This window comes from Arthrospira sp. PCC 9901 (genome assembly GCF_059013425.1).
The window spans coordinates 2,927,823-2,942,236 of the sequence record NZ_CP102296.1 but is presented as its reverse complement, the minus strand read 5'-3'; the positions used below and the strand labels follow the sequence as shown (position 1 = coordinate 2,942,236).

General features: G+C 44.7%; 13 protein-coding genes and 2 pseudogenes. 11 read left to right on the top strand and 4 right to left on the bottom strand.

Annotation, left to right across the window (positions count from 1 at the left end; genetic code table 11):
* The first annotated feature begins 88 nt into the window (after positions 1–88).
* The 6 genes and pseudogenes from NLZ44_RS12920 to NLZ44_RS12895 form a co-directional block, all read left to right on the top strand.
* The gene (locus NLZ44_RS12920; protein ID WP_493750036.1) at positions 89–808 is read left to right on the top strand and encodes a lysophospholipid acyltransferase family protein; all 720 of its coding nucleotides are present in this window, start codon (positions 89–91) and stop codon (positions 806–808) included.
* Positions 809–827: 19 nt separating this feature from the next.
* The gene (locus NLZ44_RS12915) at positions 828–1,670 is read left to right on the top strand and encodes an Rpn family recombination-promoting nuclease/putative transposase (RefSeq protein ID WP_493750035.1); all 843 of its coding nucleotides are present in this window, start codon (positions 828–830) and stop codon (positions 1,668–1,670) included.
* 151 nt (positions 1,671–1,821) lie between these two features.
* On the top strand, positions 1,822–2,700 hold the full coding sequence (locus NLZ44_RS12910; RefSeq protein WP_493750034.1) for an Rpn family recombination-promoting nuclease/putative transposase: 879 nt from the start codon (positions 1,822–1,824) through the stop codon (positions 2,698–2,700).
* 151 nt (positions 2,701–2,851) lie between these two features.
* Complete coding sequence (locus tag NLZ44_RS12905; protein ID WP_493750033.1) at positions 2,852–3,766, top strand: Rpn family recombination-promoting nuclease/putative transposase; 915 nt, start codon at positions 2,852–2,854, stop codon at positions 3,764–3,766.
* Positions 3,767–3,800: 34 nt separating this feature from the next.
* Positions 3,801–4,307, top strand: a complete 507-nt coding sequence (locus NLZ44_RS12900) for a DUF4351 domain-containing protein (protein WP_493750032.1) — start codon at positions 3,801–3,803, stop codon at positions 4,305–4,307.
* Positions 4,282–4,800 (top strand): annotated as a pseudogene (locus tag NLZ44_RS12895) (Rpn family recombination-promoting nuclease/putative transposase); the annotation flags it as partial. The gene NLZ44_RS12900 and the pseudogene NLZ44_RS12895, both read left to right, overlap by 26 nt.
* 58 nt (positions 4,801–4,858) lie before the next feature.
* Here the strand turns inward: NLZ44_RS12895 and NLZ44_RS12890 are convergent.
* Positions 4,859–7,477, bottom strand: coding sequence for a M1 family aminopeptidase (locus NLZ44_RS12890; protein WP_493750031.1), 2,619 nt, complete (start codon positions 7,475–7,477; stop codon positions 4,859–4,861).
* Positions 7,478–7,750: 273 nt separating this feature from the next.
* Here NLZ44_RS12890 and NLZ44_RS12885 point away from each other — a divergent pair, with 273 nt between their 5' ends.
* On the top strand, positions 7,751–8,917 hold the full coding sequence (locus NLZ44_RS12885; protein WP_493750030.1) for a pyridoxal phosphate-dependent aminotransferase: 1,167 nt from the start codon (positions 7,751–7,753) through the stop codon (positions 8,915–8,917).
* Between the two features lie 34 nt (positions 8,918–8,951).
* On the opposite strand, the gene NLZ44_RS12880 is transcribed toward NLZ44_RS12885, so the two are convergent.
* Positions 8,952–9,254: an acylphosphatase gene (locus NLZ44_RS12880; protein WP_006625310.1), complete on the bottom strand. Its 303-nt coding sequence runs from the start codon at positions 9,252–9,254 to the stop codon at positions 8,952–8,954.
* Between the two features lie 108 nt (positions 9,255–9,362).
* Between NLZ44_RS12880 and NLZ44_RS12875 the strand changes: the two genes are divergently transcribed.
* A complete protein-coding gene (locus NLZ44_RS12875) occupies positions 9,363–11,120 on the top strand; it encodes a HEAT repeat domain-containing protein (RefSeq protein WP_493750029.1) in 1,758 nt (585 codons plus the stop codon).
* 198 nt (positions 11,121–11,318) lie between these two features.
* Here the strand turns inward: NLZ44_RS12875 and NLZ44_RS12870 are convergent, their stop codons facing one another.
* Together NLZ44_RS12870 and NLZ44_RS12865 are read right to left on the bottom strand one after the other, a co-directional pair.
* A complete protein-coding gene (locus NLZ44_RS12870) occupies positions 11,319–11,813 on the bottom strand; it encodes an SgcJ/EcaC family oxidoreductase (RefSeq protein ID WP_493750028.1) in 495 nt (164 codons plus the stop codon).
* Between the two features lie 101 nt (positions 11,814–11,914).
* On the bottom strand, positions 11,915–12,268 hold the full coding sequence (locus NLZ44_RS12865; protein ID WP_493750027.1) for a hypothetical protein: 354 nt from the start codon (positions 12,266–12,268) through the stop codon (positions 11,915–11,917).
* A 73-nt stretch (positions 12,269–12,341) separates the two neighbouring features.
* Here NLZ44_RS12865 and NLZ44_RS12860 point away from each other — a divergent pair.
* The 3 genes and pseudogenes from NLZ44_RS12860 to NLZ44_RS12850 all read left to right on the top strand — a co-directional run bounded on the left by NLZ44_RS12860 (position 12,342) and on the right by NLZ44_RS12850 (position 14,023).
* Positions 12,342–12,950, top strand: a pseudogene (locus NLZ44_RS12860) (IS607 family transposase).
* Positions 12,907–13,056, top strand: a complete 150-nt coding sequence (locus tag NLZ44_RS12855) for a helix-turn-helix domain-containing protein (RefSeq protein WP_493752974.1) — start codon at positions 12,907–12,909, stop codon at positions 13,054–13,056. Before NLZ44_RS12860 ends, NLZ44_RS12855 begins: the two are co-directional and overlap by 44 nt.
* Positions 13,046–14,023 (top strand): RNA-guided endonuclease InsQ/TnpB family protein, encoded by a 978-nt coding sequence (locus NLZ44_RS12850; RefSeq protein ID WP_493750026.1) that lies wholly within the window; start codon positions 13,046–13,048, stop codon positions 14,021–14,023. The genes NLZ44_RS12855 and NLZ44_RS12850 overlap by 11 nt, the downstream gene beginning before the upstream one ends.
* Positions 14,024–14,414: the final 391 nt, after the last annotated feature.

Below are 14,414 nucleotides of genomic sequence, written 5' to 3'. Positions count from 1 at the left end.
GGAAGTGCGATCGCCATAATTATCATAATTATTAATAAACTCAGAGGGGTTATGATTAAGGAAAGCTAAATTTCAGGTGTCTATACTAATGTCAAACCAAACATCCCCTAGTTGCAACTCTTCAAACTCCTTTGAATCCGAGGTTTCCCCATGGTTAACCCCCCTCACTTACTGGCTGATGGGTCGAATTTTCATGCCTCTATATTTTCAACAAATTGAAGTAGAGGGTCAAGAGTATATTCCACGGGAAGGACCGGTAATTTTAGCCCCCACCCACCGTTCGCGATGGGACCCCCTTATCTTAGGCTACGTTGCTGGAAGGTCAGTTACGGGGAGAGATTTGCGATACATGGTTTTATCGGAACAAACCCAAGGACTCCAGGGGTGGTTTGTCAAAAAGTTGGGAGGATTTCCCGTTAATCGCGAAAATCCAGGAACCGCCAGCATTAGATATAGTGTCGAACTTCTCCAAAATCAGGAAATGTTGGTACTGTTTCCAGAGGGACATATTTTTCAAGATAATCAAATTCACCCGATTAAATCAGGTGTAGCCAGAATTGCACTACAAGCGATCGCCAATCAACCCGATTTCAAGTTACCAATTATTCCCATCGCCATTTGTTATGATCGACAACCTCCCATTTCTAAAGGAGCGCGGGTTAAGGTAAACATTGGCGCTCCCATTCCGGTTTACACAGAAGATGGTGAGTCCAAAAAAACAGCCACCAAAAGGATTACAGCTAATTTAGAACAGGCTTTAAAAATACTCTTTTCTGACTCCTTACAGACTCCCCACAACCGCCCGTAGATTGGGGTATAATACTAATATGTTTGACAATGTTTGCAAGTTCCTGGCTGAGACGTTTCCGGCGGATTTAGCCCAGTGGTTATTGGGAGAACCCATTCCCCTGACTGAACTCAGCCCGTCGGAACTTTCCCTAGAGCCAATTCGGGCTGATAGTCTCATCTTGCTGAAATCAGAGGGAGTCATCCTGCATCTGGAATTTCAGACCCAACCGGACCCAACTATTCCGTTTAGGATGTTAGATTATTGGGTGCGGGTCTATCGTCGGTTCCCAGAATGCTCCATGCAGCAAGTGGTGATTTATTTAAGGGAAAGTTCCTCGGATTTAGTCTACCAAACCCAGCTAGAAATAGCTCAAACTCGCCATCAATTTCAGGTAATTAGACTCTGGGAAGAATCCGTAGATACGTTTATAAATGTGCCAGGATTATTACCTTTTGCGGTACTAGCTAAAACGGGCGATCGCCAAAAGTTATTAGAGCAGGTAGCGGCTAAAATTGATGCGATCGCTGACCGGAGAACCCAAAATAACGTGGCAGCATCCACAGCGATTCTGGCGGGTTTGGTCTTAGACAAAGTGTTGATTAAACGATTGTTGAGGCAAGAAATTATGCAAGAATCAGTAATTTATCAAGACATTTGGGAAGAAGCCCTTGAAAAAGGATTACAACAGGGGGTAACTGAAGGTGAAAAGACCTTAATTTTCCGGCTGCTCAATAGGAGATTAGGCAGTTTACCAGAAACGGTCATCGGTCAAATCAATCAGTTACCATTACCCGCATTAGAGGAGTTAGGAGAAGCATTACTAGACTTTTCGGAGATAGATGATTTGTTGGGATGGCTAGAAAGCCATCAGCCCGAATAAATATCAACCGGAATTTCCGCCTTGGGGTAATTTACTAATTACCCCAACATTATCAGGATTACAGCTAATTTAGAACAGGCTTTAAAAATACTCTTTTCTGACTCCTTACAGACTCCCCACAACCGCCCGTAGATTGGGGTATAATACTAATATGTTTGACAATGTTTGCAAGTTCCTGGCTGAGACGTTTCCGGCGGATTTAGCCCAGTGGTTATTGGGAGAACCCATTCCCCTGACTGAACTCAGCCCGTCGGAACTTTCCCTAGAGCCAATTCGGGCTGATAGTCTCATCTTGCTGAAATCAGAGGGAGTCATCCTGCATCTGGAATTTCAGACCCAACCGGACCCAACTATTCCGTTTAGGATGTTAGATTATTGGGTGCGGGTCTATCGTCGGTTCCCAGAATGCTCCATGCAGCAAGTGGTTATTTATTTAAGGGAAAGTTCCTCGGATTTAGTCTACCAAACCCAGCTAGAAATAGCTCAAACTCGCCATCAATTTCAGGTAATTAGACTCTGGGAAGAATCCGTAGATACGTTTATAAATGTGCCGGGATTATTACCTTTTGCGGTACTAGCTAAAACGGGCGATCGCCAAAAGTTATTAGAGCAGGTAGCGGCTAAAATTGATGCGATCGCTGACCGGAGAACCCAAAATAACGTGGCAGCATCCACAGCAATTCTGGCGGGTTTGGTCTTAGAAAAAGTGTTGATTAAACGATTATTGAGGCAAGAAATTATGCAAGAATCAGTAATTTATCAAGACATTTGGGAAGAAGCCCTTGAAAAAGGATTACAACAAGGTTTAGAAGAAGGATTACAACAGGGATTACAACAGGGGGTAACTGAAGGTGAAAAGACCTTAATTTTCCGGCTGCTCAATAGGAGATTAGGCAGTTTGCCAGAAACGGTCATCGGTCAAATCAATCAGTTACCATTACCCGCATTAGAGGAGTTAGGAGAAGCATTACTAGACTTTTCGGAGATAGATGATTTGCTGGGATGGCTAGAAAGCCATCAGCCCGAATAAATATCAACCGGAATTTCCGCCTTGGGGTAATTTACTAATTACCCCAACATTATCAGGATTACAGCTAATTTAGAACAGGCTTTAAAAATACTCTTTTCTGACTCCTTACAGACTCCCCACAACCGCCCGTAGATTGGGGTATAATACTAATATGTTTGACAATGTTTGCAAGTTCCTGGCTGAGACGTTTCCGGCGGATTTAGCCCAGTGGTTATTGGGAGAACCCATTCCCCTAACTGAACTCAGCCCGTCGGAACTTTCCCTAGAGCCAATTCGGGCTGATAGTCTCATCTTGCTGAAATCAGAGGGAGTCATCCTGCATCTGGAATTTCAGACCCAACCGGACCCAACTATTCCGTTTAGGATGTTAGATTATTGGGTGCGGGTCTATCGTCGGTTCCCAGAATGCTCCATGCAGCAAGTGGTTATTTATTTAAGGGAAAGTTCCTCGGATTTAGTCTATCAAACTCAGCTAGAAATAGCTCAAACTCGCCATCAATTTCAGGTAATTAGACTCTGGGAAGAATCCGTAGATACGTTTATAAATGTGCCGGGATTATTACCTTTTGCGGTACTAGCTAAAACGGGCGATCGCCAAAAGTTATTAGAGCAGGTAGCAGCTAAAATTGATGCGATCGCTGACCGGAGAACCCAAAATAACGTGGCAGCATCCACAGCAATTCTGGCGGGTTTGGTCTTAGAAAAAGTGTTGATTAAACGATTGTTGAGGCAAGAAATTATGCAAGAATCAGTAATTTATCAAGACATTTGGGAAGAAGCCCTTGAAAAAGGATTACAACAAGGTTTAGAAGAAGGATTACAACAGGGATTACAACAGGGATTACAACAGGGATTACAACAAGGGGTAACTGAAGGTGAAAAGACCTTAATTGTCCGGCTGCTCAATAGGAGATTAGGCAGTTTGCCAGAAACGGTCATCGGTCAAATCAATCAGTTACCATTACCCGCATTAGAGGAGTTAGGAGAAGCATTACTAGACTTTTCGGAGATAGATGATTTGCGGGTATGGCTAGTCTCCAACTCGCCATCAATTTCAGATAATTAGACTCTGGGAAGAATCCGTAGATACGTTTATAAATGTGCCGGGATTATTACCTTTTGCGGTACTAGCCAAAACGGGCGATCGCCAAAAGTTATTAGAGCAGGTAGCAGCTAAAATTGATGCGATCGCTGACCGGAGAACCCAAAATAACGTGGCAGCATCCACAGCAATTCTGGCGGGTTTGGTCTTAGACAAAGTGTTGATTAAACGATTATTGAGGCAAGAAATTATGCAAGAATCAGTAATTTATCAAGACATTTGGGAAGAAGCCCTTGAAAAAGGATTACAACAAGGTTTAGAAGAAGGATTACAACAGGGATTACAACAGGGATTACAACAAGGGGTAACTGAAGGTGAAAAGACCTTAATTGTCCGGCTGCTCAATAGGAGATTAGGCAGTTTGCCAGAAACGGTCATCGGTCAAATTAATCAGTTACCATTACCCGCATTAGAGGAGTTAGGAGAAGCATTACTAGACTTTTCTGAGATAGATGATTTGCGGGTATGGCTAGTCTCCAACTCGCCATCAATTTCAGATAATTAGACTCTGGGAAGAATCCGTAGATACGTTTATAAATGTGCCGGGATTATTACCTTTTGCGGTACTAGCTCAAACGGGCGATCGCCAAAAGTTATTAGAGCAGGTAGCGGCTAAAATTGATGCGATCGCTGACCGGAGAACCCAAAATAACGTGGCAGCATCCACAGCAATTCTGGCGGGTTTGGTCTTAGAAAAAGTGTTGATTAAACGATTGTTGAGGCAAGAAATTATGCAAGAATCAGTAATTTATCAAGACATTTGGGAAGAAGCCCTTGAAAAAGGATTACAACAGGGATTACAACAGGGGGTAACTGAAGGTGAAAAGACCTTAATTTTCCGGCTGCTCAATAGGAGATTGGGCAGTTTGCCAGAAACGGTCATCGGTCAAATAAATCAGTTACCATTACCCGCATTAGAGGATTTAGGAGAAGCATTACTAGACTTTTCGGAGATAGATGATTTGTTGGGATGGCTACAAAGCCATCAGCACGAATAAATATCAACCAGAATTTCCGCCTTGGGGTAATTTACTAATTACCCCAATATGATGCGGATTACTTAGTTTTAGCCTCTAAGTTTTCTAGGCGACTTCGTAGTTCTTGATTTTCCTTTTTGATTTTGTCCAGTTCCTCCCGTAACTGCTTAATAGCTTTGTCTGAACCCAGATTTTTTTGGACTTTTTGCACAGCCTCTTCCGCCCTGCGCCTGACCCGTCCATCCATGGTCTGTTCTGCTAGGTCATTCAAAACAGCGATCGCCTTGGGAGTTTCCATTTGGCTTAAAGCCATTACCACAGATATTTGAGTTAAGAAGAAATCTTCTTTAGCTAGTTCTTGAATCCGTTGCATAATACGTTCAAGATTGATGTTATTTTGACCTGTGGAAATGCGACCTAGACTAGAAATAGCATTTAAACGCAGGGCTTGAGGAACACCATTAGCGGTATATTTCAAAATCAGATTTAAAGCCATTTCCGAAGTTTTCATTTGACTCAAACCCAAAATCGCCCCAGACCGGACTACCTCATTCCAACCAGCCCTTTCTTGTAACACCATTTCTAACAAAGCGATCGCCTCAGCTTCTGTAGGTTCATCCTCGGTATTTCCCGCTGCTATTTTGGCGATCGCCTGTATAGCACTAGCCTCCACATAATAACTCGGATCACCATTTTCCACCAGAGGTTTAATCGCCTGATAACTTGCAGCCGTGTGAATTTCTGCCAAAGCATTAACCACCGCCCGCCGCACTCGTGGATTTTCATCTTTCAAGCCAGCCACCAAGCCATCAAAAGACTGATCAAGTTTAACCTTCACCAACTGTTTCGCCACTTCAACCCGGACTCCCCAGAAAGGTTCAGAAACCATCGCCTCACCCAAGGCTTTAGCCGATGCCAAATTCCCTTTTTTAGCCAAGGCTTGGGCGGCATAAATCCGGGAAATCGGGTCTGGGTCAAACTGAAGCTGTGCTTTTAACTCAGCTACTGGATAATCTAAAGTCACAGTTTTTAGCAAATTATTACCCACATCAAAACTGATAAAGTTAGGTTTATCTTCCAAAGGAAAGTAAAAACTCTGTTCGCGATCGCTAACTTGTACAGTCACCGTTTTCAACTCCACCTCAGCGGATTTCTTTTTGGATTTACCCTTAGATTTTTTCGTGTAGCCAAAACCTATAGGTATTTTCAGATTAAACAAATTAGCCTCACTGAGTTTCTCACTATCTTTCGCCTGGGTTTGTTTAATAGTCACCTTAGCAATTTTGCTATCATTATCCCAGGAATAGGAAACCTTATATTTAGGATGTCCCCCACGATAGACATATTGATCAAACAAAAACAGCAAATTCCGTCCCGTTGCCTTTTCGATCGCCCTCAATAAATCCACCGTTTCCACAGTTTTATGGGCGTTATCCTGCACAAAAGTATGAATAGCTTTGGCAAATAACTCATCTCCCAATTCGGCGCGAATCATGTGATAAACACAAGCGCCTTTTTCATAAATATGGCGATCATAAAGTTCAATCGCTTCTCGGTAAACGTGAGTTACAATCGGACGACTATAGCGGGAAGAATCCTCCGAAAAATAGCTACGGGCTTCATTTAATCGGTAATAAGCTGCCTCATCAGCCCCATATTCATGTTCAGTCCAGAGTACCTCAGAATAAGTCGCCATTCCCTCCTTAATCCAAGCATGAGACCAATGGGCAATTACCACCAAATCACCAAACCATTGATGGGCGAGTTCATGGACTACCAGGCTTTCTGTATTGCGGTTATCTAGGGTAGCGCGTTCGTCCAACAAACAGCGATCGGTTAACAGAGTTGTCGAGGTATTTTCCATACCTCCAAAAATGAAATCATCAACACAGACTTGAGCATATTTCGGATAGGGATAATCATAGCCAAAAGTTGCCGACAAAAACTCAATCATAGCTGGAGTTTTACCCATACTGCGTAGGGCATCTTCCTGGCGATTTTTTTCCACATAATAAACCACCGGAATCTGATTATACTCCTCTTTAATTTCGGCAAATTTACCCACCGCTAAAGCTATCAAATAACTGGGGTGAACCTGCTTTTGTAACCAATGATAAATTTGCTGATCGCCCTTAGTTTTGGTGGCGATTAATTCACCATTAGCGATCGCCAAAAAATCCTGGGGAACCCGGACTTTAATTTCTGAGGTGGCTAACTGTCCCGGATAGTCAAAGCAGGGAAACCAGAAACGGGAATCTTCATCTTCCCCTTGAGTCCAAACTTGAATCGGTTTATCAGGATAATCTGAATTTGGTCCGATAAAATATAGACCTCGTTGAGGATGATCAACAGTATAGTCGATCGCTATTTTCAGGGTTTGATTAACCTCTGTGGGTTGGTTCAGATGAACGTATAATTGCTGACCATCATGGTCAAAATCTACCTCATGCTTACCAATTTTAACTTGATTAATTTCCAGATCTACCGCATCGAGGGTGAGGGTATTAATACCACTGCGGATCGGATTTAGGGTAATAGTACAAGTTCCCTGAAAACTTTGGGCGGGAATATCCAAAACTAGGTCGAGAAAAATATGCTCAACCTGACCAGGGCGATCGGGGTTATAGTGAGGGCGTGCCCCTGGTAACTCGAAGGATTTAGAATCGTTGGTGTCTGAATCGAAATAGGAATACAACATTAATGAATCTATAGCTCGGAAGTCTAACATTTGATGGTTTACCTTTTTTGAGATCATGTCAACCGGACTTTATGCGATGACAGACTTATGGAACAATGAGACCTAGATTTTCAGCGCAACTGTAGTTCACATAGTTGACAAATAACGGGATCTGTGATAATAAACCCTGAATCAAATGAAAAAATGTCATCATTGCCCAACAATTAGGGTTGCAGACATTCATCACCCGCCGTAGAATCTCTAGTTTAAGACTACTAAAAAGAGTAATTTGATATGAAGCTGGCAGCCCGTGTAGAACAGGTTCCCCAATCTGTCACCCTAGCGATATCAGCCAAGGCCAAGGCCATGAAAGCCGAGGGACTCGACGTTCTCAACTTCAGCGTTGGTGAACCGGACTTTGACACACCCCAACACATAGTCGCTGCGGCTAAAAAGGCACTCGATGAAGGAAAGACACGGTACGGTCCAGCAGCGGGAGAGCCCAAACTGAGGGAATTAATCGCTCGCAGTCTGACTCAAGAGGTGGGTGTTAATTATAGCGCCGAAAATATCATTGTCACCAATGGCGGGAAACATTCCCTGTCCGAGTTGATGATGGCGATCATCGAGGCTGGGGATGAAGTGATTATACCTTCCCCCTACTGGTTAAGCTACCCAGAAATGGTAAAACTAGCTGATGGCACTCCGGTCATTGTCCCCACCGATGCGACTACCGAGTATAAGATTACCCCAGAATTACTGCGACAAGCGATTACCCCGAAAACTAAACTATTTGTCCTTAACTCGCCCTCAAACCCTACGGGGATGGTTTACACCCCGGATGAACTGAAAGCGTTAGCGGAAGTGGTGGTGGAGTCGGGGATTCTGGTAGTCTCTGATGAGATTTACTCCCAAATTCTCTATGATGGGGCGCAACATCTGAGTATAGCGGCCGCTCACCCAGAAGTCCATAAACAGACGCTGATTAGTAGCGGTTTCGCTAAGTCCTTTGCTATGACTGGATGGCGTTTAGGTTATATGGCTGGGGATAAAACTATTATTGGGGCGATGACCCGGATTCAAAGCCATAGTACCTCTAATGTCTGCACGTTTGCTCAATATGGAGCGATCGCCGCTCTGGAAGGTTCCCTCGACTGTGTAGAAACAATGCGACAAGCCTTTGCAGAACGCCGACAGGTGATGTATGAACTACTGAACGCTATTCCCGGAATTAGCTGTGTTAAACCCTACGGCGCATTTTATATGTACGTCAATATCGGGAAAATCGGCTTAGGGTCGGTAGACTTCTGCAATGCCTTGTTAGAAGAAAAGCAAATGGCTACAGTTCCTGGCTTGGCTTTTGGAACAGATGATCACATTCGCCTATCCTACGCCACGAGTTTAAAAAATATTGAAACTGGACTCAAGCGCCTAGAAGCATTTGTTGAAAGTAGGATCTAATTTGATCTAGACCGCGCTAGGGATGATTTCGAGGCTAATGGTAGAGAATATCAAAGCTGTAGAGTCCTTCGGCTCGCTGATACTCTACCTTAACCTGTGTAGCTTGAGCGGAGGGAGGTCCTTGGTAACACCATTTAATCATGGCCTCGATTTGGGCTTGACTACCCTCAAAAACCGCCTCGACCCGACCATCGGGCAAATTTTTCACCCAGCCGTTAACTCCCTTTTGGGTGGCAACTTGGCGAGTATAGTATCGATAACCGACACCTTGCACCCGTCCAGAGATGAGTAAATGGGCGCGAAGGAGGTCGGGTTTTTCATGAGTTGTGTTAGACACGATTATAATCTGGTAACGTATTTAGATACTCTGGGGACACAGAGTTATTAGAAACTGGGTTGATTAGATGATTGCTCTATAACTTTACCAAAAATTGGGAGATTACCTATGGACCTGATTAGTTTACTGATTATGTTAATTATTGGCAGTTTGGCTGGGTTGGGGGTCAGCTATACTGTGTTGGAGCGTCGCCTGACCGAGCAGAGAGAAGAATATGAGCGACAAATTCGCCTCTCGGCTGAGGAATTAGAAAAAGCCCATCAAGTCAGGATTCAGGAAATGGTCCAGTCCCTAAGAGATGATTACGATCGCCAACTGCGAGAGATGACAGAAACGCTCAAACAAGAACAGGAAGCTGAATTGACAAAAAGCAATGAATCCTTAACTCAATATTATCAGTCCCATATTGAGCAGCTTACCAACCAGGTACAAAGCCGTGAGGAGGAACTTCAAGAAGCTAACCAGCAGTTGAGGGAGTATCAGCAACGCTTGGGAAAGTTGAATGAGGAATTACATAGCCGTGAACGCCAGGTTGAGGAATTGAATGAGTTTTTGACTTCATATCAGACTCAATTAGAAGAGGTCAATCAAGACTTACAAGCCAGTCAAAGTCGCATCAATGAAATGGGTGAGTCTTTAACAGGCTATGAAACTCAACTTCATGATATGGATGGGGATATTAGCGAAAGTCAAGACCGCACTCAGCAGATGGCAGAATATATCGCGGGCTATGAGAACCAACTGCAACAACTTGAGCAGGACAACTATACTACCAGAGAGGAAATTCGCCAAACTATCGAAAATATCCGACAGCACAGTGAACAAGAAATTCAGAAGCTACGCGCTGATCTTGAACAAGATCAGGAGACTCGGATTCAAAATGCTATTGATAACCTGGAAGAACAATATAATGATGAAATTCGCGCGGGTACTGAACAACTCGTGCGAGCTATGCAGTCTCAAACTGAGCACATGATAGAGTCGCTGCATGAGCGTTTGGAATTTTTGCCTGAGTTGTTGGCAGAAAGTGAAGCGGAAGAGGCTACAGAAGCAGCTACAGAAGAGGAGACACCAGAAGAAACGGAAGTGGCGGCGGAAGTGTCGGAAGAGGTAGAAGAATCAGTGATGGCTGATGGTTTAATGGTCTCGGAGATACCGACAGAAGCGGCTACAGAAGAAGAGACACCAGAAGAGACGGAAGTGGCGGCGGAAGTGGCGGAAGAGTTAGAAGAATCAGTGATGGCTGATGGTTTAATGGTCTCGGAGATACCGACAGAAGCGGCTACAGAAGAAGAGACACTAGAAGAGACGGAAGTGGCGGCGGAAGTGTCGGAAGTGTCGGAAGAGTTAGAAGAATCAGTGATGGCTAATGGTTTAATGGCAGTAGATTCGGTTAAGCCTCCTCTCAATCTGAAAGTTACTGGACATAGCAGCCATGAGAAGGAAGACTTGCTGATAGCGATCGCTAAAGTAGGAGAGTCACAAAACCTCTCAGCTATTGCTAACCTGGTTGGCTATACTCGACACGCAGATACAGAAATACGCACTCAATTGGCCGCGACTCTGGGTAGACTAGCAAGCACCCATGGCTTACGTCCAGAAATCCAACAAGCGATTCCTACTTTAACTCAACTCAGCCAAGATAGTAGCGCTCAAGTGCGTCAAGAGGCAATTTATGCTCTGGGTATGATTAAAAGCGATCGCGTGATTCCCATACTTAAACAGGGTTTGCGAGACCCCGATCCGTCTGTAGTGCAAGCGGCTAGTATGGCTATGGAGAAATTTAAGTTTTATCCCCAAACGGATAAGCAAGCCAAACCGATCGCGTCTGTTTTTCAGAAACCGGAGGATGGCTCGAAAGGTTGATAGTTCCCGATACATGGGAGGTTGACTCAAAGGCTGTACAGACAAGGCCTGCCTTGCCTGTACACTCTCAGAGGGTTAAATTTCTGGAGCATCGGCTATCAAAAGCTCATATTTAACCATCTTTTATGGGTGTGATATCAATGATTATCAAGGGATGGCTAGATACACCAGAATGTAGAAGGCAATTTGATGGGAAGCCTAATTAGCTACAGTTTCTGGCATTAAGGATGAATGGTGATGATCAATTAACCATTCACCATCCTTATAGACATAAACATAGGAAAAGCGGGCTACTGCTTCGGTGGTTTGTCCTTGGTCATCTGTAAATGTAAAGGTATAAACTCCCACGTCATGAGCCTTGTTACAACCAATGGCAATAGTCCGGGTGTTAATCACTCCTTGGGGGTTATTTGGCAGAAAGTCCACAAAATAGTCTCTAATGCTTTCATGGTCGGTGCGGGGAGTGTTGGAAATGGTTGGCAGTAATACGGCTGTGGGGGTATAGTTAGCTACTACTTGATCAGGATCTAGGGTAGCGAGGGAACTATTCCAGCGATCGAACAATGCTGCAATGTCGGCTTCGGTGACTTCAGCGCAGGCAACTTCCCCGGTTTCAGCCACTGGAGCGCAACCTGACATGGTAGCTGCTAAAAAACTAGCAGACAGGGTGGAACAAAAAAGTTTTTTTATCATCGGTTAATCACCAGATATCTTAAAGAAAGATAACAATAAACTAATTGATGATAACACAAAATTACTGATTTGGAATAAAAAACCAAATTTTTTATGACAAGCTATTTTACGGCTAATTTCATCTGGTTTTCCTCAAAATAGGGTAATGTGCCCCCGACCCTAATTTTAGAATAAGGGTGATTTTGGGGGTACATGAGCATTTTTATAACAGACGTATCCCAAAAGTTAGTCCCATTAATGCAATAGTGGGAACTTCTGGGAGGGATGGAATCCAGATAAAAATCAATGGTTTTGATTTTATCATAGATTTGGAGATTGGGGAAAATTTGATGACTCAGGCGGGGGTTTGGGACTGATTTAGTGGCGATCGCATGATTCGCATGATTCGCATGATTCGCATGATTCGCATGATTCGCATGAGTAAGGGTGACTATGGCGGTGTGGGTAGAGAGCATGATTTAATCTCAAATTAGGTTAATATTTTAGGGCAATAGGGTCTAATAAGCGAGAAGGGTTGAGGATAAACCTATTGCCAGATATGTCAAACCCAAGGAAGCCGCCCAAATCCTTGGAGTCCATGAAAGAACACTCCGCAGATGGGACGACAATGGCTCAATCGAGACCATCAGAACCCCCGCTGGGCAACGACGATAAAACGTTGAGTGATATACTGCTGCCAAATCAGGCAGTGACAAACGCAAAGTCGTTATCTATGCCAGAGTTAGTAGCCGCGCCCAGCAGTCCGACCTCAACCGACAGGTGGCCGCACTGTCCAACCTCTACCCCGAAGCAGAAGTCGTCTCAGAAATCGGAGGCGGGCTCAACTTCAAGGGAAAGAAAATGCTGGCCTTACTGGGACATCAATTGTCAGGAGATGTCCGCATGGTTGTCGTTGCCCACCCAGACCGATTGGCAATATGGGGATTTGACTTGTTTCGATGGCTCTGTGAGCAAAACAGGTGTTCACTCATGGTTCTCAACCAGACAAGTCTCAGTCCAGAACGAGAAATGGTTGAGGACATCCTCGCCATCCTCCACTGCTTCAGTTCCCGATTATACCGACGGAGTAAATACAAAACTCAGGTCAAAGAAGATCCGGATTTACCCCAGCCCCGAGCTAAATCAAGTCTGGCGTAAATGGCTGGCTGCTTGTAGGTATTGCTACAACCAAGCAATTGCATTATCTAGGAGTGGTAAACGACTAAGCAAGTTAAAGTTACGCTGGGGAAGTGATGCAGAGTGACTTACCCGAATGGGTCAAAGAAACACCCTGCCACATTCGGCAAAATGCCATCTTTGATGCCTATCAGGCTTTGAGCGCCAGTCCTGGCGCAAGGTTTAGGAGCTGTCGGGATAGTTCTCAAGCCATCAAGTTTAACGATGCTAATTTCTCTTCAGGGAGTTGGTATCCAAGACTCACGAAAGGATTAACTTTCATGGTTTCCGAACCCATCCCTAAAACTTGCGGGCAAGGGACTCAATTAGTCTTTGCCAAGGGGCGGTGGTTTGCGGTGTTTCCTGAACCAGTTGCCGTTACCCCAACTGACGCTACTGGCGTGATTGCATTAGACCCGGGCGTCCGAACTTTTATGACCGGGTTTGATGGTTCACGATTTCTGGAATTGGGCTCCGGAGATATAGGACGCATCACTCGGTTATGTCAACATTTGGATGATTTGATGAGCCGAATCGCCAAGGAACCCTGTCGTTTAAGAAGGCGACGGATGAGGCAAGCGGCTCAACGAATGAGAACTAAAATCCGGAATTTAGTGGATGAAGCCCACAAACAAATTGCTCACTACTTGACTCACAACTACAGCATAATTTTTCTGCCGACCTTCGAGACTTCCGATATGGTTGCCAAGGTGAAGCGTCTAATCAGGTCTAAGACTGCCCGCGTCATGCTGACATGGGCGCATTATCGATTCAAACTAACCCTGAGGCATCAAGCCGAGATAACTGGAACCACAGTTGTAGATGTGACGGAAGAATACACCAGCAAAACCTGTACTCACTGTGGTCATGTGCATTCCCAGCTAGGTGGCTCAAAAGTGTTCCGATGTCCGGAGTGTGGGTTCACTCTACCACGGGACTGGAACGGTGCTTTGGGAATCTTTCTAAAAGCTTTGCGGGATACCGCCTCTGTTACCTTAACGGGTAATAGTGCTATCGTCGCATTGTCCGGGAACAACCGGAAAAATGTCGCGTAAATGTATCAGGCGCTGAATTGGTGAGAAACCTTAGCTTAATCAGGGTTGGGCGATTTGGGGCGGGGAAAAAATCCGGGACATTTCCCGGAAAGTTATACAGCAGATTTAAATGGAGTTAAAAGGGGAGGGGTTTGGGTGTGTCTGAGTCGCCCCAAACCAGGGATAAAGGCGGGTGAATGGTGGCTCCTGATTCATGGTAAAATTAGTGGGCAGAGGGGGGATTTTAGGAAAAATGGGGGAAGATCATGAAGATTTTGGCGGCGCTTCTCGCCCTAGGAGTTTGGGCCCGGCACCCTTAGACCCCAGAAGATTAAATCTGTCCCTTTGGGGGTAGATCGCCGTAACCCAAATCGTGAGGTTTGGGAGTCCCCGTCCGTTTAAGGGCGGGTCT

Bases quoted from the DNA above. Each gene is read 5' to 3' on its own strand.
- NLZ44_RS12920 (WP_493750036.1), top strand. From the start codon at position 89: ATGTCAAACCAAACATCCCCTAGTTGCAACTCTTCAAACTCCTTTGAA.
- NLZ44_RS12915 (WP_493750035.1), top strand. From the start codon at position 828: ATGTTTGACAATGTTTGCAAGTTCCTGGCTGAGACGTTTCCGGCGGAT.
- NLZ44_RS12910 (WP_493750034.1), top strand. From the start codon at position 1,822: ATGTTTGACAATGTTTGCAAGTTCCTGGCTGAGACGTTTCCGGCGGAT.
- NLZ44_RS12905 (WP_493750033.1), top strand. From the start codon at position 2,852: ATGTTTGACAATGTTTGCAAGTTCCTGGCTGAGACGTTTCCGGCGGAT.
- NLZ44_RS12890 (WP_493750031.1), bottom strand. From the start codon at position 7,477: ATGTTGTATTCCTATTTCGATTCAGACACCAACGATTCTAAATCCTTC.
- NLZ44_RS12885 (WP_493750030.1), top strand. From the start codon at position 7,751: ATGAAGCTGGCAGCCCGTGTAGAACAGGTTCCCCAATCTGTCACCCTA.
- NLZ44_RS12875 (WP_493750029.1), top strand. From the start codon at position 9,363: ATGGACCTGATTAGTTTACTGATTATGTTAATTATTGGCAGTTTGGCT.
- NLZ44_RS12870 (WP_493750028.1), bottom strand. From the start codon at position 11,813: ATGATAAAAAAACTTTTTTGTTCCACCCTGTCTGCTAGTTTTTTAGCA.
- NLZ44_RS12865 (WP_493750027.1), bottom strand. From the start codon at position 12,268: ATGCTCTCTACCCACACCGCCATAGTCACCCTTACTCATGCGAATCAT.
- NLZ44_RS12850 (WP_493750026.1), top strand. From the start codon at position 13,046: ATGCAGAGTGACTTACCCGAATGGGTCAAAGAAACACCCTGCCACATT.